The 21,125-nt window shown below is 70.9% G+C and carries 20 protein-coding genes and 1 pseudogene; 8 read left to right on the top strand and 13 right to left on the bottom strand.

What is annotated here, in order from left to right; all coding sequences use genetic code 11:
- The first annotated feature begins 76 nt into the window (after positions 1-76).
- The gene (locus tag ACZ6ZQ_RS22060; protein WP_469770200.1) at positions 77-1,450 is read left to right on the top strand and encodes a S28 family serine protease; all 1,374 of its coding nucleotides are present in this window, start codon (positions 77-79) and stop codon (positions 1,448-1,450) included.
- 116 nt (positions 1,451-1,566) lie between these two features.
- Complete coding sequence (locus tag ACZ6ZQ_RS22055; RefSeq protein WP_469770199.1) at positions 1,567-2,988, top strand: NCS2 family permease; 1,422 nt, start codon at positions 1,567-1,569, stop codon at positions 2,986-2,988.
- Positions 2,989-3,056: 68 nt separating this feature from the next.
- Here the strand turns inward: ACZ6ZQ_RS22055 and ACZ6ZQ_RS22050 are convergent, their stop codons facing one another.
- The 7 genes from ACZ6ZQ_RS22050 to ACZ6ZQ_RS22020 form a co-directional block, all read right to left on the bottom strand.
- Positions 3,057-3,488 (bottom strand): hypothetical protein, encoded by a 432-nt coding sequence (locus ACZ6ZQ_RS22050; protein ID WP_469770198.1) that lies wholly within the window; start codon positions 3,486-3,488, stop codon positions 3,057-3,059.
- Positions 3,489-3,589: 101 nt separating this feature from the next.
- Positions 3,590-5,053 (bottom strand): peptidoglycan D,D-transpeptidase FtsI family protein, encoded by a 1,464-nt coding sequence (locus ACZ6ZQ_RS22045; RefSeq protein ID WP_469770197.1) that lies wholly within the window; start codon positions 5,051-5,053, stop codon positions 3,590-3,592.
- A gap of 109 nt (positions 5,054-5,162) precedes the next feature.
- A complete protein-coding gene (locus ACZ6ZQ_RS22040; RefSeq protein WP_469770196.1) occupies positions 5,163-5,819 on the bottom strand; it encodes a response regulator in 657 nt (218 codons plus the stop codon).
- Entirely contained in the window at positions 5,816-7,048 is a 1,233-nt protein-coding gene (locus ACZ6ZQ_RS22035) for a sensor histidine kinase (protein WP_469770274.1), read from the bottom strand. The genes ACZ6ZQ_RS22040 and ACZ6ZQ_RS22035 overlap by 4 nt, the downstream gene beginning before the upstream one ends.
- Before the next feature lie 5 nt (positions 7,049-7,053).
- Complete coding sequence (locus ACZ6ZQ_RS22030; RefSeq protein WP_469770195.1) at positions 7,054-8,040, bottom strand: hypothetical protein; 987 nt, start codon at positions 8,038-8,040, stop codon at positions 7,054-7,056.
- Positions 8,041-8,297: 257 nt separating this feature from the next.
- Positions 8,298-8,768 (bottom strand): GNAT family N-acetyltransferase, encoded by a 471-nt coding sequence (locus ACZ6ZQ_RS22025; RefSeq protein ID WP_469770194.1) that lies wholly within the window; start codon positions 8,766-8,768, stop codon positions 8,298-8,300.
- Positions 8,768-9,538, bottom strand: coding sequence for an IclR family transcriptional regulator (locus ACZ6ZQ_RS22020; RefSeq protein WP_469770193.1), 771 nt, complete (start codon positions 9,536-9,538; stop codon positions 8,768-8,770). Before ACZ6ZQ_RS22020 ends, ACZ6ZQ_RS22025 begins: the two co-directional genes overlap by 1 nt.
- Before the next feature lie 115 nt (positions 9,539-9,653).
- Between ACZ6ZQ_RS22020 and ACZ6ZQ_RS22015 the strand changes: the two genes are divergently transcribed.
- The 4 genes from ACZ6ZQ_RS22015 to ACZ6ZQ_RS22000 all read left to right on the top strand — a co-directional run bounded on the left by ACZ6ZQ_RS22015 (position 9,654) and on the right by ACZ6ZQ_RS22000 (position 13,857).
- Complete coding sequence (locus tag ACZ6ZQ_RS22015; RefSeq protein ID WP_469770192.1) at positions 9,654-11,186, top strand: aldehyde dehydrogenase (NADP(+)); 1,533 nt, start codon at positions 9,654-9,656, stop codon at positions 11,184-11,186.
- Between the two features lie 16 nt (positions 11,187-11,202).
- Entirely contained in the window at positions 11,203-11,805 is a 603-nt protein-coding gene (locus ACZ6ZQ_RS22010; protein WP_469770273.1) for a DUF1349 domain-containing protein, read from the top strand.
- A gap of 180 nt (positions 11,806-11,985) precedes the next feature.
- Entirely contained in the window at positions 11,986-12,705 is a 720-nt protein-coding gene (locus ACZ6ZQ_RS22005; RefSeq protein ID WP_469770191.1) for a DsbA family oxidoreductase, read from the top strand.
- A gap of 105 nt (positions 12,706-12,810) precedes the next feature.
- Complete coding sequence (locus tag ACZ6ZQ_RS22000; protein WP_469770190.1) at positions 12,811-13,857, top strand: aminotransferase class V-fold PLP-dependent enzyme; 1,047 nt, start codon at positions 12,811-12,813, stop codon at positions 13,855-13,857.
- 99 nt (positions 13,858-13,956) lie between these two features.
- On the opposite strand, the gene ACZ6ZQ_RS21995 is transcribed toward ACZ6ZQ_RS22000, so the two are convergent.
- A complete protein-coding gene (locus tag ACZ6ZQ_RS21995) occupies positions 13,957-14,454 on the bottom strand; it encodes a MarR family winged helix-turn-helix transcriptional regulator (protein WP_469770189.1) in 498 nt (165 codons plus the stop codon).
- 176 nt (positions 14,455-14,630) lie between these two features.
- On the opposite strand from ACZ6ZQ_RS21995, the gene ACZ6ZQ_RS21990 reads away from it, so the two are divergent.
- Positions 14,631-15,707 carry an alkene reductase gene (locus ACZ6ZQ_RS21990; protein WP_469770188.1) on the top strand — a complete coding sequence of 359 codons (1,077 nt, stop codon included), beginning with the start codon at positions 14,631-14,633 and terminating at the stop codon, positions 15,705-15,707.
- A 152-nt stretch (positions 15,708-15,859) separates the two neighbouring features.
- Here ACZ6ZQ_RS21990 and thpD read toward each other — a convergent pair whose 3' ends face one another.
- The 5 genes and pseudogenes from thpD to ACZ6ZQ_RS21965 all read right to left on the bottom strand — a co-directional run.
- Complete coding sequence (thpD, locus tag ACZ6ZQ_RS21985) at positions 15,860-16,750, bottom strand: ectoine hydroxylase (RefSeq protein ID WP_469770187.1); 891 nt, start codon at positions 16,748-16,750, stop codon at positions 15,860-15,862.
- Positions 16,751-16,752: 2 nt separating this feature from the next.
- On the bottom strand, positions 16,753-17,157 hold the full coding sequence (locus tag ACZ6ZQ_RS21980) for an ectoine synthase (protein ID WP_453668630.1): 405 nt from the start codon (positions 17,155-17,157) through the stop codon (positions 16,753-16,755).
- A 104-nt stretch (positions 17,158-17,261) separates the two neighbouring features.
- The gene (ectB, locus tag ACZ6ZQ_RS21975) at positions 17,262-18,530 is read right to left on the bottom strand and encodes a diaminobutyrate--2-oxoglutarate transaminase (RefSeq protein WP_469770186.1); all 1,269 of its coding nucleotides are present in this window, start codon (positions 18,528-18,530) and stop codon (positions 17,262-17,264) included.
- Positions 18,531-18,613: 83 nt separating this feature from the next.
- Positions 18,614-19,111, bottom strand: a complete 498-nt coding sequence (gene ectA / locus ACZ6ZQ_RS21970) for a diaminobutyrate acetyltransferase (RefSeq protein ID WP_469770185.1) — start codon at positions 19,109-19,111, stop codon at positions 18,614-18,616.
- Positions 19,112-19,530: 419 nt separating this feature from the next.
- Positions 19,531-19,692, bottom strand: a pseudogene (locus ACZ6ZQ_RS21965) (alanine--glyoxylate aminotransferase family protein); the annotation flags it as partial.
- A gap of 65 nt (positions 19,693-19,757) precedes the next feature.
- On the opposite strand from ACZ6ZQ_RS21965, the gene ACZ6ZQ_RS21960 reads away from it, so the two are divergent.
- Positions 19,758-20,843, top strand: coding sequence for an amidohydrolase family protein (locus tag ACZ6ZQ_RS21960; RefSeq protein ID WP_469770184.1), 1,086 nt, complete (start codon positions 19,758-19,760; stop codon positions 20,841-20,843).
- Positions 20,844-21,125 lie beyond the last annotated feature (282 nt).

Raw genomic sequence — 21,125 nt, 5'->3', positions numbered from 1 at the left:
TGGGGGCAGTTGGCGTACTTCCCGGTGCGGCGCCTCCTGACGCCGTAGCATCCGGCGCACCACCCGTCACTCATGCATGAGGGGAAACACTGTGCGCATCAAGGGGATAACCGCGCTTCTGTGCGCCGGGCTGGTCTCCGGTACGGCGATCCTGGCCGGAGCCCTTCCCGCGGTGGCGGCCACTCCGGCCGCGCCGGATCCGGCCCGGGCCGCGGCCGCCGAGGACGTACGCGACCAGCTGGAACGCATCCCGGGCATGACCGTCGTCTCGGTCGTGGACCGCGAGGGACACCCGTACTACACGCTGACGTACGTCCAGCCGGTCGACCACCGCCACCCGCTCCGCGGCACGTTCACCCAGCGTCTGACGCTGTGGCACAAGTCCGCCGACCGGCCCACCGTCTTCTACACCGGCGGCTACACCCTCTCCACCGGCATCACCTCCCTCACCCGCCTGATCGACGCCAACCAGATCAGCGTCGAGCACCGCTACTTCGCCGGCTCGCGGCCCGCGGGCCCGGCCGGTGACGACTGGACCAAGCTGACCATCTGGCAGGAGGCGAGCGACGAGCACCGCATCACCCAGGCGCTGCGCGGCATCGAGCAGGGGAGGTGGCTGGGGACGGGCGGCAGCAAGGGCGGGATGACCGCGACCTACCACGAGCGCTTCTACCCGGGGGACCTCGACGCGGTCGTCGCCTTCGTCGCCCCCAACGATGCGAACAACAAGGACGACTCGACGTACGAGCGGTTCTTCCGCACGGTCGGCACACAGGAGTGCCGGGACGCGCTCAATGCCGTACAGCGCGAGATGCTCGTGCGCCGCGAGCGTCTGCTGCCCAAGTTCGAGGCGGACGCCGTGAAGAACGGCGACACCTTCGAGGAGACCCTCGGCACCACCGACCGGGCCTATGAGTTCGCCGTCCTCGACCAGGTGTGGAACTTCTGGCAGAGCGACACCGCCGACAACTGCGCCACCGTCCCCGACGCGAAGTCCGTCGGTGACGACGAACTGTACGAGTGGTCGAAGCAGCACGGCTTCAGCGTCTACCAGGACGAGACGCTCGGCACGAACGGCGCGGGTCCCTACTACCGGCAGGCCGCGACCCAGCTCGGCTGGGCCGATCTGAAGTTCAAGCACCTCAAGGACGTGCGCCACTACCCGGACATCTACCAGCCCAACTCGGTCCTGCCCGATGTGATGCGCGGCTCGTACGACAACGCGGCAATGGCCGACATCGACAGCTGGGTGCGGACACGGGGCGAGCGGATGATGTACATCTACGGCCAGAACGACCCCTGGAGCGCCGAAAAGTTCACACCGAGCCGGCACGACTCGTACCGCTATGTCGTGCCCGGCGCCAACCACGGGGCCTCGATCGGCAAACTGCCGGCGGAGCAGCAGGAACAGGCCATCGCCACGATCAAGAGGTGGGCGGCGGTGAACTAGCACTGCGGTCAGGTCACACCCTGGTCACGTAACACGGCGAAAACCTGAACGGCCTCCTCGGTGGGAACAATCCAGCCATCGACACAGCGCGGAACCGTCACCCGCCGAGGAGAGCCATGCCGGAACCACAGGGACACAACGCCGTCGACCGCTACTTCAGAATCACCGAGCGCGGTTCGACCTTCGGGCGCGAGGTACGCGGCGGCTTCGCCACGTTCTTCACGATGGCCTACATTCTCGTGCTCAACCCGATCATCCTCGGTGGGGCCGAGGACAAGTTCGGAGCCCAGCTCTCCGGGCCCCAGCTCGTCACCGTCACCGCGCTCGTGGCCGCCGTGATGACCGCGATCATGGGCCTCGGCGGCAATCTGCCGCTCGCCATCGCCGCCGGGCTCGGCCTCAACGCCGTCGTCGCCTTCCAGATCGCCCCGTTGATGAGCTGGCCCGATGCGATGGGCCTGGTGGTCATCGAAGGCATCCTCATCTGTGTCCTGGTCGCCACGGGGCTGCGCGAGGCCGTCATGCACGCGATCCCGCAGCAGCTGAAGCAGGCCATCAGCGTCGGCATCGGGCTGTTCATCGCGTTCATCGGCTTCATCGACGCGGGCTTCGCGACCCGTATCCCCGGCGAGACGGGGTCCGTTCCGGTGCAGCTCGGGGCGAGCGGGCACCTGAGCGGCTGGCCCGTGCTGGTCTTCTGTCTGGGCGTTCTCCTCACCATCTCGCTGATGGCGCGCAAGGTGGGCGGCGCGATCCTGATCTCCATCGTCGTGATGACGGTCGTCGCGATCGTCATCAACGAGATCGCCCACGTCGCCCCGACCGCCTGGGGACTGACCGTCCCCACCGTCCCCGAGAGCATCGTGGCGGCCCCGGACTTCGGGCTCGTCGGAAACTTCAGCCTCTTCGGCGCCTTCGGGCAGGTCGGTGTCATCACCATCGTCCTGCTCGTCTTCACCCTGATCCTGAGCGACTTCTTCGACACCATGGGCACGGTCGTCGGCGTCTCCAACGAGGCCGGGCTGCTCGACGAGAAGGGCAATGTCCCGAACCTGGGCCGGGTTCTGCTCATCGACGGCGCCGCGGCGGTCGCGGGCGGCGCGGCGTCCGCCTCCTCGGCCACGTCCTACATCGAGTCGGCCGCCGGTGTCGGCGAGGGCGCCCGTACCGGCTTCGCCTCCGTCGTCACCGGCGCGCTCTTCGGGCTCGCCCTCTTCCTCACCCCGCTCGCCACGGTCGTCCCGGCCCAGGCCGCCGCCCCCGCGCTGGTCGCGGTCGGCTTCCTGCTGATGGCGCAGGTCCGGCACATCGACTGGGTGCGGTACGAGATCGCCATCCCGGCCTTCCTCACGATCGCCGTGATGCCGTTCACGTACTCCATCACCAACGGCATCGGCGCCGGGTTCATCGCCTACACCGTCATCAAGACGGTGCTCGGCAAGGCGCGCGAGGTGCACTGGCTGCTGTGGGGCACGACGGCGCTGTTCGTCGTGTACTTCGCGATCGATCCGATCCAGCAGCTCCTGGGCGTCGGCTAGGTCCTGTCCAGGACCTGGGGCCCGGACAGGCCCCAGGGCCTGGGGCGGGTCGCACCACCGGTCCGGGGTCACGGCTGGGTGGCCGGACCGGTGGTGCGCCTCCCCTCGAACCGCAGGGCCATGCCCGTCGCGACCGCGCCCAGGCCCTCCCATACGGCAATGCCGAGGAAAGCGGTCGGTGCGCGGTGGGAGAGCACCGCGCAGGTGAAGACGAAGCAGGTCAGCAGGCGGAACGGGACCGTCCAGCGGAAGAAGGCCTTCCAGTCGGCGAGCGCCGCCAGCACGTAGTACACGCCCATGTTGAGCGCGGCCATCGAGGAGGCGGTGACGAAGGACTGCGTGTAGTCCCCGGCGTCGAAGGTGGGGTCCGAAGCCGCCCCCAGCCCCATGACCATGAGCAAGTGGCTCGGGGAGATCAGCCCCGCCAGACCCATCGTCGCGGCGAGGACACCGAACACGGCCATGGTCCAGCCGGACAGGGAACGGGGCAGCTGCTGCACGGAGTCCTCCACATACACCTGTATTGAAGATTGAAGTACCCCTGCTTACCGTGCAGCGTGTCCCGAAGCCAACCGGAGTCGGCGCCTCCTCAGCGATGCCCCTACCCGAGCGCCGCCTTCATCATCTTCTGGGCGATCGGCGCCGCCAGCCCGTTGCCGCTGACCTCCGAGCGCGCCGCACCCGAGTCCTCGACGATCACCGCGACCGCGACCTCCTTGCCGGTCGCACCCTCTCCGCCCCCGGAGGCCTTCGCGTACGACGTGAACCAGGCGTACGGCGTCTTGCTGTTGTTCTCGCCGTGCTGGGCCGTGCCCGTCTTCCCGCCGACCTCGGCGCCGCTGATCCGCGCGTTGCTGCCCGTGCCGTCCTCGACGACCGTGACCATGGCGCTGCGCAGCTGCTCCGCCGTGGACGAGGACACGATCCGCTCCGCCCCGGAGTCCCCGTAGCTCCGGAGGGTGTTGCCGTCCGCGTCCACCACCTCGGAGACCATGTGCGGGGACGCCATGAGACCGTCATTGGCCAGAGCGGCGGACACCATCGCCATCTGCAGCGGAGTCGCCGTCACCTCGAACTGGCCGATGCCCGTCAGCGCCGTCTGCGCCGAGTCCATGTCCGTCGGGTAGACGCTCTTCGACGCGCGCACGGGGACGTCCTTCTCGGCGTCGTTGAAGCCGAACTTCTCCGCCATGGCCCGGACCTTGTCCTTGCCCAGGTCCGCGGCCATCTTCCCGAAGACGTTGTTGCAGGAGTACCGCAGCGCGGTGCGCATGGTCGCGTTCTCGCAGGGCGCGGACTTGTTCTCGTTCTCCAGCACGGTCCGGGTGTTCGGCAGTGTGTACGGGTCCGGGCTGTCCGTCCGCTCGTCCACCGACGAGTAGAGCCCGTCCTCCAGCGCCGCCGCCGCGACCACCAGCTTGAAGGTCGAGCCGGGCGGCAGCGGCTGCCGCAGCGCCCGGTTGAGCATCGGCTGGTCCTTGTCGCCGGTGAGCTGCTTCCAGGCGTCGCCGTCGGTGGTCCCGCTGATCGTCGACGGGTCGTACGACGGCGTGCTCACGATCCCCAGGATCCGGCCGGTCTTCGGGTCGATGGCGACCGCCGCGCCCTTCTTGTCGCCGAGCGCCTCGAAACCGGCCTTCTGCACGGCGGGGTCGACGGTGGTGAGGACGTCACCGGGCCGGGCCTGCTTGCCGGTGAGCACGTCCAGCGGGTTCTTCAGCAGATTGCCGGTGCCGTCGAGCACGTCGCTGTAGATGCCTTCGAGCTGGGTCGCGCCGTACGCCTGCGAGCTGTAGCCGGTGACCGGCGCGTACAGCTCGCCGTTCGTGTACGTGCGCTTGTACGCGAGATCGCTGCCCTCCGTTCTCTTCGAGCCGGTGACCGGCGAACCGGCCACGACGATGTCGCCGAGCGGCTGCGCGTACTGCGCGATGGTGTTCCGCCGGTTGTGCTTGTCGTCCGCGAGGGCCTCGGCCCGGTACGCCTGCACCCAGGTGGCCCGCACCAGCAGGGCGAGCACCAGGAGCAGACTGAAGACCGCGGCGCGCCTGATCGTCTTGTTCATCCCAGGGAGGGACGAGCGGCCTGAGGCGTTCCGTTCCGTTCTGCCGGGTTTCTCAGGGACTCCTCATCCGCGTCGGCGGACGAGGAGTCCACCGGACCTAGGGCAGGCCCTACCGCGGGGCGATGAACCCCGACTCGTAAGCCGCGATCACCGCCTGCGTACGGTCCCGCGTGCCCGTCTTCGCCAGGACCGCCGCCACATGGGTCTTCGCCGTCGCCGGGCCGACCCGGAGCTGCTCCGCGATCTCCGCGTTGGTCAGGCCCCTCGCCATCAGCCGGAGCACGTCCGCCTCCCGCTCGGTCAGCCGCGCGGCCCAGGGCGGCGGCGGGACGGGCGCGTGGCGCGCGTGCTCCGCGGCGAGGCCCCGCAGCGCGGCCGGGTAGAGCAGCGAGTCGCTGCGGGCGACCAGCCGGACCGCCGCCACCAGGTCCTCCGCGGCGGCACGCTTGAGCAGAAAGCCCGCGGCACCCGCCCGCAGCGCGTCGTACACGTACGAGTCGTTCTCGAAGGTCGTCACGACCACGATCCGCGGAGGTGTGTCCATCGAGCCGAGGATCTGCTGAGTGGCCCGGATGCCGTCGACCTCCGGCATGCGGACGTCCATCAGCACCACGTCCGGGCGCAGCTCGCGGACGACCGACACCGCCTCGGCGCCCGTCGCCGCCTCCCCCGTCACCTCCAGGTCCGGTTCGGCGTCGAGGATGACGCGCAGCGCGGTGCGGACCATGCGCTCGTCGTCGGCGAGGACGACCCGGATCGCGCTCATCGCCCACCGGCCAGGGGGAGGCGGGCGGTGAGCCGCCAGGTCTCGCCGGCCGGGCCCGCCGAGGCCCGGCCGCCGAGCAGCGCCGCCCGTTCGGCGATACCGCGCAGGCCACGGCCGCCGCCCGGACGGACCACCGGTGACCGGTCGGGCAGCGGGTTCTCCATCGCTATCTCCAACTCCGTGTCGTGCACCCGCACATGGAGCGACACCGGTGCGGCGCCGCCGTGTCGCAGGGCGTTGCTCAGGCCCTCCTGGACGATCCGGTACGCCTCGCGGGAGACCGCCTCGGGGACGGTGGACAGCTCGCCCTCCGCCGCGTACGCCACCTGCCGCCCGCTGTGCGCGAGCAGCCCGTCCAGCGCGTCGAGTCCCGGCGTGGACAGCTCGCCCTCGTCCTCCCCCTGCCGCAACAGCCCCAGGACCGAGTCGAGTTCCCCCACCGTGCGCCGGGTGGTCTCCTCGATCGCCGCCAGCGCCTCCCGTACGAACTCCACATCGCTGTCCAGGACCCTGCGAGCGGCGCTCGCCTGCAGGGTCACCGCACTCAGCGCATGGCCCACCGAGTCGTGCAGTTCGCGGGCGAGCCGGTTGCGCACAGCGAGTTCGGCGGCCCGCCGTTCGGCCGCCGCCAGCCGGTCCTCGGGCGTCGGCCCCAGCAGCACCGGCGCCTGGCGGGCGAGCAGCGCCCCGGCCCCGGCCGTGCAGGCCGCGAGCGCCAGCAGCATCAGCAGCCCGGCGGGCAGCCCTGCCCAGACGACCCATGACCGGTTCAGCGACCAGTGGTCCGTGAGCGCGGACTCGCGCAGCGCGGCGGAGAACGGCAGCGCCATGACCGCCACCGCGAACGGCGGCAGTGCCAGCGACGCACCGCTGACCAGCCCGCCGAGCCCCACATGAAGCGTGTACCAGGCGGCGGTACGGGCCCTGCCCTGCCGGGTCCGCGCCGGACCGTCCGCGAACCCGTCGGCCGGCACCCCGCACATCGCCCGTGCCGCGGCCACCGACATCGGCCGGGCCAGCGGGAAGAGCGCGGTGACCGCGGCCAGCGGAAGGGCGATCGCGTACGCCCCGAACTGCAGGGCGAGGGATCCGTCGAACAGGCCCGGAGAGTCCACGATCGGGCCCATGAGCACGGTGCCGACGAGCCAGTACGGCATCAACAGCGCACCGCCCAGGATCAGATGGACCCAGCGCAGCCGCGCCCGCGCGCCGAACAGCGTCCCCCACACACGTCTCACGCGTCGCGCCGCCGCAGGAAGCAGGCGGTTGCGGCGGCGAGGAGCAGCCCCGTGATCATCTCCCCAGCGTAGGTCAGGGTCATCAGCGCCGGGGCCGCCTTGTCCGGATCGGTGTCCGGCATCAGCGTGGCGAGCAGCATCCAGCCGCCCCAGGCGCCCAGCACGCCGGAACCCACCCAGGCGGCCGCCAGCGGTGTCCGTACCCGCAGAGACCGGCCGCACCGGAACGCGAGGATCAGCACGCCTGCCACGGCGGCCGCCGTGAACAGCACCCGGACGCCCGCCAGAACGTAGAAGTCGCTGGTGCGCTCGGCAGCCCTGAGCGGGGGCAGTCCCGCCGTCGAGCCGACCGCCCAGAGCAGGTGCATGACGGCGGGGAACAGTGCGAGCACCGACCCGGCCACGGCGGCCGCGCGCATCGGCGGCCCGGTCACGGTGGCCGGCAGTTCCCGGACCAGGCCCCGCCACACATGGCCCCAGCGGTCGCGGGCGTACAGCACGAAGAGGGCGCCCAGGGTCAGGCCCTGCACGATGAACCCGCTGTAGACCACGCTGAATACCCAGTCGTCGAGGAACGGCTCCTTCGACGCGTCCTGGGCCTTCGTGCCGCCGCCGAGGGACACCAGCAGCTGCAGGGGGAAGCCCACCATGATCGGGGTGAGCAGCCCGGTCGCCGTCCAGGTGGGCACGGCAAGCAGCCAGGCCTTCACCCGCAGCCCCCAGCGCTGGGTGAGCAGCAGCGCGAGCACCACGACGGCCGCGTCCATCAGCACCGAGACGCTGTTCACGACTGCCATCTGTGCGCGGTGGTCCAGGAGCCCGCTGCCGGCGGGGATGCCGATCTCGCTGCCGGCGACCCAGGCGACCTTGAGCGAGATGTAGGGCGCGCAGGAGGCGATGGCGAGGGCGCGCAGCGCCCTGCGACCCCTTCCGAGGGGTGGCGCGGGAGGCAGGGGAGCGGCGAGGAGCGGTGTCTGTGTCATGGCATCCACGCTTCCGGCAACCGGCCGTCGGCACCTCCTGCGTGGTGACGAACCCCCTCCGCCGTACGGCGGAGGCGACCCTGTACCCGAGGGCCGGAGCAGCGTGATCACCCTGCTGGACCCGGTACCCGACGGGCCCGAGCGGCGTGATCACCCTGCTCGCCGGCTCGACACCACCGGCCGTTCGCCGACCCGCTACCGCTCCGTCTGCTTCCGCCGTCGAGCTGCTTCCGTCGTCGAGCGCCGCCCGGGCGCCCTCAGGCGTCGAGCCTGAGCACGAACTCGTCGGTCTCCTCGCCGCGCGCGTGGGCGAAGCCGCGGTCCCTGCCGGTGATCGTGAAGCCGCACTTGGCCAGGACGCGCAGCGAGCCCGCGTTGTCGGTGGCGGCCCGCGCGTACAGCGGGCGCTCCGGCACGAGCGCGAGCAGCTCGCGCAGCGCCGCGGTGGCCACGCCGCGTCCCCAGTGGGCGCGGTCGATCCAGTACGTCACCTCCCGCTCGCCGGGCGGCCCGTACACAGCGGCGTGACCGGCCACCACGCCGTCGACGAGCACCGTGCGATTGACGTCGTCGGAGGGGAGGATCCGGGCCCAGAAGGCGTCGAAGCGGGCCCGGTCGGTGGGGTCCTCGGAGGTGAAGGCGGCCATCCGCCCGGCCTCGGGATCCTGCTTCAGCACGAAGAAGACATCGAGGTCCTGCTCCTGGACCTCCCGGAGAGTGACCGTCATCAGAGCCTCCGCGTGGCCAGCGTCAGCCGGTCCCGCGCGTCGAACAGCGCGTCCTTGATCATCTGCTCGTGGGCCGGGGTCAGCCGCGCCACCGGCACCGAGCAGCTGATCGCGTCCCGCGCCGGCGTCCGGTACGGGATGGCGACGCCGAAGCAGCGCAGCCCCAGCGTGTTTTCCTCGCGGTCCACGGCGTAGCCCTGCTCGCGGACCTGCCGCAGCTCCTCGATGAGCTGCTCCCGGTCGGTGACGGTGTGCTCGGTCAGCGCGGGCAGCGTCTCCGGCAGCATCTTGCGCACCTGCTCGTCGCTGTGGGTGGCGAGCAGCGCCTTGCCGAGCGCGGTGGAGTGGGCGGGCAGCCGGCGGCCGACGCGGGTGAAGGGGCGCAGATAGTGCTGGGACTGGCGGGTGGCCAGATACACGACGTTCGTACCGTCGAGGCGGGCCAGGTGGATCGTCTCCGTGGTGTCGTCCGAGAGCCGGTCGAGGGTGGGGCGGGCCGCCGCGACGACCTCGTCGCCGTCGATGTACGAGGTACCGACGAGCAGGGCGCGTACGCCGATGCCGTACCGCGTGCCCGTCGCGTCCGTCTCCACCCAGCCCAGCTCGACCAGGGTGCGCAGCAGCATGTAGAGGCTGGACTTGGGATAGCCGACGGCCTCCTGGACAGCGGCGAGCGAATGCATACCGGGACGTCCGGCGAAATATTCGAGCAGCTCCACAGTCCGCACCGCGGACTTGACCTGTGCCCCACCCTGCTCGGCAGTTGCCATGGCCTTCACCCTTCTTGACCGCGCAGAACGCCCGGAAATAGAGTCCCCACGTCCCATGGTATTCACTAATGGGAACTCTGTTCAGAATACCGAACAACTCGGGGAGGAAGCCGCGGTGGGAGCAGCACCAGTCTGGAGTGTGGACCCCCGAACCGGGAAGCCGCGTGAGCAGGTCGCGGTCGAGGCCACGGCCGAGGAGGTCGACCGGGCGGTACGCGCGGCGCAGGCCGCCCGCCCCGTACTCGCCGACCGTACGGTACGCGCCGCGCTCCTGCGTACCGCCGCGGACCTCCTCGACGAGGCGGGCGAGTACGTCATCGAGGCCGCCGACGCCGAGACCGCCCTCGGGCCGACCAGGCTCACCGGCGAACTTGCCAGGACCACCGCCCAGTTGCGGTCCTTCGCCGATGTCGTCGACGAGGGCGCCTTCCTCGACATCCGCATCGACCACGCGGACGCCGGACGCACCCCGCCGTGGCCCGATCTGCGCCGCTGGAAGATCCCGCTCGGCGTCGTCGCGGTCTACGCCGCGAGCAACTTCCCGCTCGCCTTCTCGGTGCCGGGCGGCGACACCGCGAGCGCACTCGCCGCGGGCTGCCCCGTCGTCGTCAAGGCTCACCCCGACCATCCGGCCACCTCCGAACTCTGCGCGTCCGTGCTGCGCAGGGCGGCCCAGCGGGTCGGACTCCCCGAGGACGTCGTGGCCCTGGTGCACGGCTTCGACGCGGGCCTGGAGCTCGTACGCCACCCGCTGGTCGCGGCCGCCGGCTTCACCGGCTCGGTACGCGGCGGGCGCGCCCTCTTCGACGCGGCGGCCGCCCGGCCCGCCCCCATCCCCTTCCACGGCGAACTCGGCTCCCTCAACCCGGTCGTGATCACCGAGGCCGCGGCCGCCGAGCGGGCCGAGGCGATCGGCGCCGGCCTGGCCGGCTCGATGACTCTGGGGGAGGGGCAGTTCTGCACCAAGCCCGGCTTCGTCCTCGCCCCGGCGGGGGACGCGGGCGACCGCCTGCTGAAGTCCCTCACCGCGGCCGTGAGCGACACCGAGCCCGGCGTGATGCTCGACCACCGGATGCGGGACGCCTTTGTCGCGGGCGTCACCGAGCGGGCCGCGCTGGACGGCGTCGACGCGCCCGTCACCCCTGGCGCGGGCGGGGAGCACACCGTGAGCGCGGGCTTCCTGACCGTACCGGCGCAGCGGCTGGCCGCCGAAGGTCCGCACGATCTGCTGCTGGAGGAGTGCTTCGGGCCCGTCACGGTGGTCGCCCGGTACGCCGCCGCGGACGAGATCAAAGCCGTACTGTCCCGGCTGCCCGGCAATCTCACCGCCACGCTCCACCTTTCCGAGGAGGAGGCGCGGGGGAAGGGCGCCGGGCTGCTCGCCGCGCTCACCCCGCTCGCCGGCCGGGTCCTCGTCGACGGCTGGCCGACCGGAGTCGCCGTCGCCCCCGCCCAGCACCACGGCGGCCCCTACCCGGCCACCACCTCCACCTCGACCTCGGTCGGAGCCACGGCGATCGAGCGCTGGCTGCGCCCGGTCACCTACCAGTCGGCGCCGCCCGCGCTGCTCCCGCCCGAGCTGCGCGACGACAACCCGCTCGGTCTTCCGCGTCTGGTCGACGGGCGCGCGGAGGGTCTGGAAAGCTGACCGCGTGACCGACGAGATGGAGCTGCCCGAACTCCCCTTCGCGCTACGCCCGTACGGCCCCGACGCCGACTGGTCGTACGAGAACGGGATGCTCACCGGCTGGGCGGGCGCGCGGCAGGACCGTTTCGTGCCGCCCACGGGTGACGCCTTGGACCCGGCCTCCGACGCGCCACGCCTGCTCGGTGCGCCGGAGGGCGACTTCCAGCTGATCGCGCGGGTCAAGGTGGGCTTCGGCGCCGCCTTCGACGCGGGCGTGCTCTATCTGCACGCCGCCGAGCGCGAGTGGGCCAAGCTGTGCCTGGAGCTGTCCCCCGACAAGCCGACGATCTGCACCGTCGTCACCAGGGGCCACTCCGACGACGCCAACTCCTTCGTGGTGGACGGCGACAGCGCCTGGCTGCGGATCAGCCGTACCGGGGGCGCCTTCGCCTTCCATGCCTCGACGGACGGCGAGCGCTGGACCTTCGTACGGATCTTCACGCTCGGCACCCGCGAACAGGCGGAGGCCGTGCTCGTCGGCTTCATGGCCCAGTCCCCGGTCGGCGAGGGCTGTGTCGTCACCTTCGACCGGATCGAGTACCGGCCCGTCTGGCCGGAGGGCCTGCGCGACGGTTCCTGATCCGGCTGTCGGGGACGGGCTGTCGGGGACAGGCTGTCGGACCTCGTGTGAGGCCGGCGGCCGGACCGGGTGTGAGGCCGGCGCGCGGCACCAGGAATGTCCCGGGCGCTGCGCGTGTTGTGTCTCTGAGCGGAGGCTCCCTCCGTCCTCAGTCCGACACCCCGGAGAGAAAGCGGTCACATGCGCGTCGAGATCTGGAGCGACATCGCCTGCCCCTGGTGCTACATCGGCAAGGCTCGCTTCGAGAAGGGACTCGGGGCCTTCGCCCACCGCGACGAGGTCGAGGTGGTGCACCGCTCCTTCGAGCTCGATCCGAACCGGGCCAAGCGCGACACCGCACCCGTGATCGACATGCTCGCGAAGAAGTATGGCCGCACCCTCGACGAGGCCCGTGCCATGGAGGCGCACGTCGCCTCCACCGCGCACGCCGAGGGCCTCGGGTACCGCACCGAGGGCCGCGACCACGGCAACACCTTTGACATCCACCGGCTGCTTCACCTGGCCAGGGCCCGCGGCCGCCAGGACGAGCTGCTGGACCTCGCCTACCGGGCGAACTTCGCCGAGGAGCGGTCCGTGTTCGACCCGGAGGTCCTGGTCGGGCTCGCCGTGGAGGCCGGGCTCGACGCGGACGAGGCCCGCGCTGTCCTCGCCGACGAGGACGCGTACGCCGATGACGTACGTGCCGACGAGCGTGAGGCCGCCGAGCTCGGGGCGAATGCCGTGCCGTTCTTCGTCCTCGACCGCCGGTACGGGGTGTCCGGCGGGCAGCCCGCCGAGGTCTTCACGCAGGCGCTGGAGCAGGCCTGGCAGGGCCGGGCGCTCGTCCCGGTCGGCACGGACGGCTCCGCGGACGCGGCCGTCTGCGACACGGACGGTTCCTGCGAGGTCCCGCAGGCCTGACACCCGCAGCGGGAGCCGCCCGACCTCCACGCATAAGAACTGCTTGGAGGTGTCAGTCAATTATGCGCAATTGACTGATAGTTGCGGCGGCTCCAGGGTGGTCACATGGACACCCTGGGAGGCGCCGAGTTCGCGCCGACGTCGACGTACCTGAACACCTCCACCTGCGGTCTGCTCCCGCGCCGCACGGTCGAAGCCGTCAAGAAGCTCGTTGAGGAGATCGCGGACGGCAGCCCGGAAGGCTCGGGCAGCTTCGAGGCCGTGGAGGCCGCCCGCGCCTCCTTCGCCGGCCTTGCCGGCGTGTCCGCGGAGCGTGTCGCGGTCGGCGGCTCGGTCGCCGTGCACGTCGGGCTCATCGCGGCCTCGCTGCCCTCGGGAGCCGAGGTCGTCGCCCCCGAGGGGGAGTTCAGCTCGGTGGTCACGCCCTTCACGGCCCGCGGCGATCTGAAGGTGCGGTACGCACCGCTCGACGGGATCGCCGGCGCCGTGGGGCCCGGAACCGCACTGGTGGCGCTGTCCGCCGTGCAGTCGGCGGACGGGCGGATCGCGGACCTCCCCGCGGTACGGGCGGCCGCGGCCGCCCACGGCGCCCGCGTCCTCGTCGACGCCAGCCAGGCGGCGGGCTGGCTGCCGCTGGAGGCGGGAGCGTACGACTACACCGTCACCGCCGCCTTCAAGTACCTGCTCTGCCCGCGCGGTGCGTCGTTCCTCACCGTCACCGAAGAGGCTCAGGAGTCACTGGTCCCGGTCCATGCGGGCTGGTTCGCCGCCGAGGACCTGTCCGGGAGCACCTACGGGCCGGTCGAGGAGTTCGCCCGGTCCGCCCGGCGCTACGACGAGCCGCCGTCGTTCCTCGCCTATCACGCGGCCGAGCAGTCGCTCGCGCTGCTGGAGGAGATCGGGGTCGGGACGATCCACGCCCACAACACCGCCCTCGCGGCCCGCTTCCGGGAGCGGCTGACGGAACTCGGCCACACGCCCGTCCCCGGGGACTCCGCCATCGTCGCCGTCCCCGGACTCGGCGCCCGGCAGCCGGACCTCGCCCGCGCCGGGGTCGTCGTCTCGGCCCGCGCGGGCAATCTGCGAGCCTCGTTCCACCTCTACAACTCCACAGCCGATGTGGACCGGGCGCTGGAGGTCCTGTCCCGTTAGGCCCTGTCCGGTGGATCTTGATGGGCCCGCGCCGCAGCGCGTGGGGGAGGGGCGGGGGCGGAACACCTCGCCGCAGCCGCCCGGGATCCGCCGGACGGTCTAACGCCCCTGCGGGCACTCCGCCGACTCGGTGCAGAGATTCTCCTCGACCTTGGCCAGCAGCCGGCCCAGCTCGGCGCGCTCGGCCGGGTCGAGACCGGCGAGCGTATGGTCCTCCAGCTCGCTCCAGGCCCGCTGTACATCGGCGAACAGCGCGCAGCTGGTGTCGGTCGACTCGACGAGCACCGCGCGCCGGTCCGCCGGGTCGGGGGTGCGCCGGACATGCCCCGACTGCTCCAGCCGCTGGAGCATCTTGGTGACGGTCGACGGGTCGAGCTCGCACGTCTTGATGAGCTCCGACTGCCGTACGGGCCCCGAGTCCCAGAGATGCATCATCACCATCTCCTGGCCGGGGTAGAGCCCGACCTGCTTGAGCAGCTTGCCCGCGGCGATGCGATGGAGCCGGGCGACCCGGGAGACGGCATGGCTGACCGGGCCGCCGCGGGCGGCCACCGGCAGCTTGTCGTAGGTACAGGCGGGGTCGGCCTCCGGCTTCATCGGGCCTCCTCTGGCTGTTCCGGCGGGAATTCGCGGGCGTCTCCGGGTGTCTCCTGGCGTCTCCGACGTTCCCACACATCCCTTCGACCAGATTACCTTGGTCGACCAACCGATGCGCTACTGTGGAGCTCGTCGCATTAATTGGCCGACCAATCATGTCTGTCCCGGGAGCCATCATGACCACTGCCTTCGACCCGATCGACCTCTCCGGTACGCGGCTCGCCAACCGCATCGCCATGGCGCCGATGACCCGCAGTCGCGCCCATGGCCCGGGCCTCACCCCGACCGACTCCACGGTCGAGTACTACGCACAGCGCGCCTCGGCCGGCCTGATCGTCACCGAGGGCATCCAGCCCTCCGTCATCGGTCAGGGCTACCCCGACACCCCGGGCCTGCACAGCGAGGAGCAGATCGCGGCCTGGCGCAAGGTCACCGACGCCGTCCACGCGAAGGGCGGCCGGATCTTCGCACAGCTCATGCACACGGGCCGCATCGGGCACCCCGTGATCTGGCCGGACCAGGAGCTGCTCAGCGTCGCACCGTCCGCCGTCGCCGCCGCCGGCCAGCTGTACACCCATGAAGGGCCCAAGGACTTCCTGCCGCCGCGCGCGCTGACCGGCGCCGAGGTGCGCGCCACCATCGGTGAGTACGCCGAGGCCGCACGCAACGCGATCGAGGCGGGCTTCGACGGCGTGGAGCTGCACGGCGCCAACGGCTACCTCATCCACCAGTTCCTCTCCACCAACACCAACCAGCGCACCGACGAGTGGGGCGGCTCCGTCGAGAACCGCATCCGCTTCGCGGCCGAGGTGACCCGGGCCGTGGTGGAGGCCATCGGTGCCGAGCGCACAGGCCTGCGCATCTCGCCCGGCAACGCGTACAACGACATCGCCGAGACCGACACCGAGGCGACGTACACCGCGCTGGTCCGGGCGCTGGAGCCGTTCGGCATCGGCTACCTGCACATCGTCGAGAACGTGCCGGGCCTGCGGGATCTGACGCTCGCGCTGCGCAAGCAGTTCACCGGCACGTTCATCCTGAACCCGGCGACCGACGGGCCGACCGGCCCCGGCGAGCTCGCCCTGGTCGAAAACGGCACCGCCGACATCGTGTCGTACGGCGCGCTCTTCCTCGCCAACCCGGACCTGCCGGCCCGGCTCGCGGCGGGCGGACCGTACAACACCCCCGACATGGCGACCTTCTTCGGCGGTGACGACAAGGGGTACATCGACTACCCGGCGCTCGCCGACTAGTGCCCCTGCCGGCAAGCTTTGCCCTGTCGGGCAAACATTGCCGGTCGCGGCACCAGGTCCTGTCCGGGCGATCTTCGAGGAACAGACCGCGACGCCGTGACGAAGAACGGGGCCGGCCGCGCACGCGTGGCCGGCCCCGTCGCACCCCGCCGCTACCGCACCGGAGTGAAGTCCCGCGCCCCGATGAACGAGGGCCGTGGCACCGGCGCCGCGAAGGGCTCCTGCGCCGCGTTCTCCACGCTGTTGAAGACGATGAAGACATTGCTGCGCGGGTACGGGGTGATGTTGTCCCCGGAGCCGTGCATCGCGTTGCAGTCGAACCAGGTGGCCGAGCCCGCCTTGCCGGTGAAGAGCCGGATGCCGTGGCGGTCGGCGAACGCGGTGAGCGCGCCGTCCGACGGCGTCCCGGCGTCCTGCATCTGCAGCGACTTCTTGTAGTTGTCCTTCGGCGTCTCGCCGGCGCAGCCCAGGAACGTCCGGTGCGAGCCGGGCATGATCATCAGCCCGCCGTTGGTGTCGAAGTTCTCGGTCAGCGCGATCGACACCGACACGGTCCGCATCCGCGGCAGACCGTCCTCGGCATGCCAGGTCTCGAAGTCCGAGTGCCAGTAGAAGCCCGAAGCCCCGAACCCCGGCTTGACGTTGATCCGGGACTGGTGGACGTACACGTCCGAGCCGAGGATCTGCCGCGCCCTGCCCACGACGCGCTCGTCGCGCACCAGCGCCGCGAAGACCTCGCTGATCCGGTGTACTTCGAACACCGACCGTACGTCCTGGGACTTCGGCTCGACGATCGAGCGTTCGTCGGCGCGTACCGCCGGGTCGGAGATCAGGCGCTCCAGCTCGGCGCGGTAGACCGCGACCTCGTCCGGAGTGATCAGCTCCTCGATCGCCAGGAAGCCGTCGCGCTCGTACGACTGGAGTGCGGACGGGGCGATCGGGCCCGGCGCCCCGGGCGGGGACCAGACCACGGGGTCCTGGCGAGGGACGGCCGTCTCGGCGGCGCCGCGGGTCGGGTAGAGATCGGTGAGCGCGGTGGTCACGGTCAGCCCTCCTCGGTCTCGGTCAGCAGGGGGTAGACGCCGTTCTCGTCGTGGTCCTCCCGTCCGGTGACGGGCGGGTTGAAGACACAGACGCAGCGGAAGTCCGTCTTGGGGCGCAGGGTGTGACGCTCATGGCCGTCCAGCAAATACATCGTGCCGGGCTCGATCCAGTGCGCCTCGCCGGTCTCGTCGTTCGTGAGCTCGGCCTCGCCCTCCACGCAGAGCACGGCCTCGACGTGGTTCGCGTACCACATCGACGTCTCCGTACCCGCGTACAGCACGGTCTCGTGCAGGGAGAAGCCGGCCTTCTCCTTGGCGAGCACGATGCGCTTGCTCTCCCAGGTGCCGGACTTCGCCTTGACGTGCCGGTCGGTGTTCTCGATGTCCTTGAACGATCGGACGATCACGGTGGTGCGCTTCCTTTCGTACGTACGTGGTTCGGGGCAGCCGGTCGGACGGGCTGTCGGGCTGTCGGGCCGTCGGGCCGTCTGGCGGTGGACGGGCCGGAAGGTCAGGCCGTCTCGCGGACCGCGCGCGCGAGCGTGCGCAGCCCCTCGTCCAGCTCGTCGGGCGTCACGGTGAGCGGCGGCAGCAGCTTCACCACCTCGCTCTCCGGCCCCGAGGTCTCCAGCAGCAGCCCCAGCTCGAAGGCGCGGGCGCAGACGGCGGCCGCCCGGGCCTTGTCGGTGAACTCCAGGCCCCAGACCAGCCCACGGCCCCGGTAGTGGGCACCGTCGGCGGAGTTCTCGTCGCAGATCGCGAGGAGCGCCTGCTCGACCTGCTCGCCGCGGGCGAGGGTCTGCTTCTCCATCTGGCCGTCGGACCAGTACGCGTCCAGCGCGGCGGCCGCGGTGACGAAGGCCGGGTTGTGGCCGCGGAACGTGCCGTTGTGCTCGCCCGGCTCCCAGACGTCCAGCTCCGGGTTGAACAGGCAGAGCGACATGGGCAGTCCGTAGCCGCTGATGGACTTCGACAGGGTGACGATGTCCGGGGTGATGCCCGCCTCCTCGAAGGAGAAGAAGGCACCGGTGCGGCCGCAGCCCATCTGGATGTCGTCGACGATCAGCAGCATGTCCTGGCGGTGGCAGAGATCGGCGAGCGCCCGCAGCCACTCGGCGCGGGCCACGTTGATGCCGCCCTCGCCCTGCACGGTCTCGACGATCACGGCCGCCGGCTTGTTGAGGCCGGAGCCCTGGTCCTGCAGCAGTCGCTCGAACCAGAGGAAGTCCGGGATCCGCCCGTCGAGGTAGTTGTCGAACGGCATCGGCGTGCCGTGCACCAGCGGGATGCCGGCGCCGGCGCGCTTGAACGCGTTGCCGGTCACCGCGAGCGAGCCGAGCGACATCCCGTGGAAGGCGTTGGTGAAGGAGACGATCGACTCGCGGCCCTTCACCTTGCGGGCGAGTTTCAGCGCCGCCTCGACCGCGTTGGTGCCGGTCGGGCCGGGGAACATCACCTTGTACGGCAGATCGCGCGGCCGCAGCACGACGTTCTGGAAGGACTCCAGGAAGGCGCGCTTCGCGGTCGTCGCCATGTCCAGGCCATGGGTGATGCCGTCGCGCTCCAGATAGTCCAGCAGCGCGCGTTTGAGTACGGGGTTGTTGTGGCCGTAGTTGAGTGATCCTGCGCCGGCGAAGAAGTCCAGATAGGTGTGGCCGTCCTCGTCGGTGAGGCGGGCGCCCTGCGCGCGGTCGAACACGGCAGGCCAACCACGGCAGTAGCTGCGCACCTCCGACTCCAGGGTCTCGAAGACACTCAGGGCGGGCGGGGTGATGGTCACAGCGTTTCACTCCTGATGTGGGGGTGGGCCGGAGGCCGGACCGGACTCCGGCCGAGGGCGGTCGGTGATCGGACGGAGGGAGGTCAGCCGGTGATCGGGCCGATGCGGTACAGCACCTCGGGCTGGTGCCCGTCGTCGGGGAACAGCCCTCCGCCGAAGAGCACTTCTCGCTCCAGGGACGCGCCGCGCCGGGCCGCGAACGAGGTGAAGAGCCGGTCGGAAGGGGTGTTGTCCGGGGTGACGGTCGTCTCGATCGTGCGGAGGCCGTGTACGGCGGCGACGCGGTGGGTCAGCGCGTCGAGGAGCGTGCCGGCCAGTCCGCGACCGCGGTGCGCGTCGTCGACGGCGACCTGCCAGACGACCAGCGTGTCCGGGCGCTCCGGCCGGATGTATCCGGTGACGAACGCGATCGGTTCACCGTCCGTGCCGCGGGCCACCACGGAGGTCGCGGCGAAGTCGCGGCACCACAGCAAATAGCTGTACGAGGAGTTCAGGTCCAGAACCTTGGAGTCGCGGGCGATTCTCCAGATCGCGGCTCCGTCCTCCACGCGTGGGCTGTCGATGCTCAGTGCGGTGGTCATGCGGATTGAATTTACCGAGCGAATTCGCAAATTGCATCGAGGGGAGGGGTTGGGTGAGGCGCCCTTCTGTGTTATCGCGCGGGCGCGCGCACGGCGCGATCCTGCGGTGAACTCTCCCTGTTTGACCGGGAGTTATCGGTACAAAAGATCTTTGGTGTGGAGTCGGTCACATGCTCGTAACGCACGTGGAACGCGTCCGGAATGGGGTGGTCGGTCCTGTTGAAAATTTATTGTTTAGGGTCGGGGAAACCGGGCAGAAGAATGCGGGGAGCTACTCACGATAAAGTAGCTCCCCGCATTCATGAATTAATGCGCTATTTATTTTTCGGCGGGATTCGGGACAGGGGGCGTGGGTATCACTCCTGCCAGGCGTCCGCAGCCGCCCGGCGGGCGCCCTCCAGGTCCGCCTCGTGGCCGTACTAGCCGAGCGCCGCGCCCGGCGCCGCCAGCGAGGACTGCACGGCGTCACGGCTCGCGTCCGTGCCGTAGTGGTTCACCCGGATCATCTCCGCGGACAGTGCCCCTGCCCCGGCGATCAGCGGCAGCGACGGGTCGGCCGCCAGCGCCTTCGCCACCAAGCGGCGGTTCTCGGCGGTCTTCGGCTGTCCTCGGTCGAGGGTGGAGCAGGGCTCGTAGAGTGCTGGTCATGAGCGATCACGTGGTGCTGCATGTGAAGGGGCGGGTGCTCGTCGGGCCGCAGGAGGTGCGGGACGAGCTGTGGGTGGTCGGCGGCCGCATCACGTATCGGCGGCCGGCAGCCGAAGCGGAGACCGTCGAGGGCTGGGTGCTGCCCGGCCTCGTCGACGCCCACTGTCATGTCGGGCTCGACGCGCACGGCGCGGTGGACGAGGCGACCAGTGAGAAGCAGGCGCTGACCGACCGGGACGCGGGCACGCTGCTCATCAGGGACGCCGGCTCGCCCGCCGACACCCGCTGGATCGACGACCGCGAAGATCTGCCGAAGATCATCCGAGCAGGCCGGCACATCGCCCGCACCCGCCGCTACATCCGCAACTACGCCCATGAGATCGAGCCCGACGACCTCGTCGCCTACGTGGCACAGGAGGCGCGGCGCGGTGACGGCTGGGTGAAGCTGGTGGGCGACTGGCTCGACCGCGAGGCGGGCGACCTGGGCGCCTGCTGGCCGCGTGGTGCCGTCGAGGCGGCCATCGCCGAGGCGCACCGCCTCGGCGCCCGCGTCACCGCACACTGCTTCGCCGAGGACTCGCTGCGCGACCTGGTCGAGGCGGGCATCGACTGCATCGAGCACGCGACCGGGCTGACCGAGGAGACCATTCCGCTGTTCGCCGAGCGGGGCGTCGCGATCGTCCCGACACTCGTCAACATCGCCACGTTCCCGCAGCTCGCGGCCGGCGGCGAGAGCAAGTTCCCGCGCTGGTCGGACCATATGCGGCGGCTGCACGCGCGCCGGTACGACACCGTCCGCTCGGCGTACGACGCGGGCATCCCCGTCTACGTCGGCACCGACGCCGGCGGCTCGCTGGCGCACGGCCTGGTCGCGGCGGAGGTCGCCGAGCTCGTGAAGGCCGGCATTCCGCCGGTCGAGGCGCTGTCGGCGACGGCATGGGGGGCGCGGAGCTGGCTGGGCCGGCCGGGCCTCGAGGAGGGGGCGCCGGCGGACCTGGTGGTGTACGAGGCCGATCCACGGGCGGACGTACGGGTACTGGCGGCGCCGCGCCTGGTGATCCTGCGGGGACGCGTCATCGGTTGACGGATCGTGACGCCGGGCTCCTGCCGCTCGTTGAACCCCTTCACATGCGCCACCCGCGGGTCAACCGGCGTGCGCCTGTTACGCCCACCCCAGGAGCGACCTAGGGGAACGCCCGTACCTCGTGAATCGAATACGGGCGCGGAAACGCCACTTTGGAGTGAACTCACCCCAGGTGTCTGTCAGTTCACTCTCCGTGCGTAAGGATTCCGGTGTTCTCAGTCGCTGCCGCCCACGAGTCCCTGTGGCCGGCGGCCCGGCGACGCCATTCTTCTGTGGGGGTTC

The organism is Streptomyces sp. NPDC053673, from assembly GCF_055585225.1.
This window is presented reverse-complemented; position numbering and strand designations above follow the sequence as displayed.

Bases quoted from the DNA above. Each gene is read 5' to 3' on its own strand.
- ACZ6ZQ_RS22060 (WP_469770200.1), top strand. From the start codon at position 77: ATGAGGGGAAACACTGTGCGCATCAAGGGGATAACCGCGCTTCTGTGC.
- ACZ6ZQ_RS22055 (WP_469770199.1), top strand. From the start codon at position 1,567: ATGCCGGAACCACAGGGACACAACGCCGTCGACCGCTACTTCAGAATC.
- ACZ6ZQ_RS22045 (WP_469770197.1), bottom strand. From the start codon at position 5,053: ATGAACAAGACGATCAGGCGCGCCGCGGTCTTCAGTCTGCTCCTGGTG.
- ACZ6ZQ_RS22040 (WP_469770196.1), bottom strand. From the start codon at position 5,819: ATGAGCGCGATCCGGGTCGTCCTCGCCGACGACGAGCGCATGGTCCGC.
- ACZ6ZQ_RS22030 (WP_469770195.1), bottom strand. From the start codon at position 8,040: ATGACACAGACACCGCTCCTCGCCGCTCCCCTGCCTCCCGCGCCACCC.
- ACZ6ZQ_RS22025 (WP_469770194.1), bottom strand. From the start codon at position 8,768: ATGACGGTCACTCTCCGGGAGGTCCAGGAGCAGGACCTCGATGTCTTC.
- ACZ6ZQ_RS22020 (WP_469770193.1), bottom strand. From the start codon at position 9,538: ATGGCAACTGCCGAGCAGGGTGGGGCACAGGTCAAGTCCGCGGTGCGG.
- ACZ6ZQ_RS22010 (WP_469770273.1), top strand. From the start codon at position 11,203: ATGGAGCTGCCCGAACTCCCCTTCGCGCTACGCCCGTACGGCCCCGAC.
- ACZ6ZQ_RS22005 (WP_469770191.1), top strand. From the start codon at position 11,986: ATGCGCGTCGAGATCTGGAGCGACATCGCCTGCCCCTGGTGCTACATC.
- ACZ6ZQ_RS22000 (WP_469770190.1), top strand. From the start codon at position 12,811: ATGGACACCCTGGGAGGCGCCGAGTTCGCGCCGACGTCGACGTACCTG.
- ACZ6ZQ_RS21995 (WP_469770189.1), bottom strand. From the start codon at position 14,454: ATGAAGCCGGAGGCCGACCCCGCCTGTACCTACGACAAGCTGCCGGTG.
- ACZ6ZQ_RS21990 (WP_469770188.1), top strand. From the start codon at position 14,631: ATGACCACTGCCTTCGACCCGATCGACCTCTCCGGTACGCGGCTCGCC.
- ectA (WP_469770185.1), bottom strand. From the start codon at position 19,111: ATGACCACCGCACTGAGCATCGACAGCCCACGCGTGGAGGACGGAGCC.
- ACZ6ZQ_RS21960 (WP_469770184.1), top strand. From the start codon at position 19,758: ATGAGCGATCACGTGGTGCTGCATGTGAAGGGGCGGGTGCTCGTCGGG.